The 670-nt window shown below is 48.7% G+C and carries 1 protein-coding gene and 1 pseudogene; both read right to left on the minus strand.

The annotated features are described in order from the left end of the window. Positions 1 to 441, minus strand: a 441-nt coding sequence (locus tag KIV40_RS33685; RefSeq protein ID WP_285353773.1) for an outer membrane lipoprotein-sorting protein, incomplete at its 3' end; no start/stop codon positions are given. A 58-nt stretch (positions 442 to 499) separates the two neighbouring features. Continuing rightward, positions 500 to 670 (minus strand): annotated as a pseudogene (locus tag KIV40_RS33690) (ABC transporter permease); the annotation flags it as partial.

Here is a 670-nt window from a genome sequence, read left to right on the forward strand (position 1 = left end):
CACCTGCTCACCATTGTCTAACTCAACACTCTCTTGCTGCACCCACTCTCCTTGGTAATCCTCGCTCCAAGTCAGTGTTGAGATGTCACCCACCGAGGCTTCACCCAAGAGTTTCTGCATTGGTGTGATTCGGATAGCTCGGCGCGACTTAGGCATGAGTAGCCAGTAGTTATCCTCAATCATCAGCATCTTTTGTCCTGCTTCCACTGCCGATTTGAATATCACCAATGATTCTCGGTTCGGACGCGTGTAGACGTTGTACTGGCGGGTCTTATCCAACTGGTCATTTTCAAATAGATGCACCACAGACACTACCTTAGAGGCTTGCTGGCTGTTGAGTCGGTAGCGATCAGCTTTGGCAATCATCTGTGTAACTTGCTCGGCATCGACCGCCCAACTCGCGCCACTGAAAACCAATGACAACATCAACAAAAACGCCATTCCTCTGCGAACGAAAAGAGTCTGATTTGAGCAGCGATTAATAACAGTATTTCGATAATTAAACATAAGTCAGCGCCTCCGTGATGGGTTTGTTTACGCCTTTGCGTGCAGCAAAGTAAGCGGCAATAAGGCATATCGTGGTTACACCGAGCATGGCGTAGCCCACCAGCTCAAATGAGAAGTAGATATTTAACGGATAGCCATCAGTACGACCTGGAGGCGGTGGCAT

This window comes from Vibrio sp. D173a (assembly GCF_030248475.1).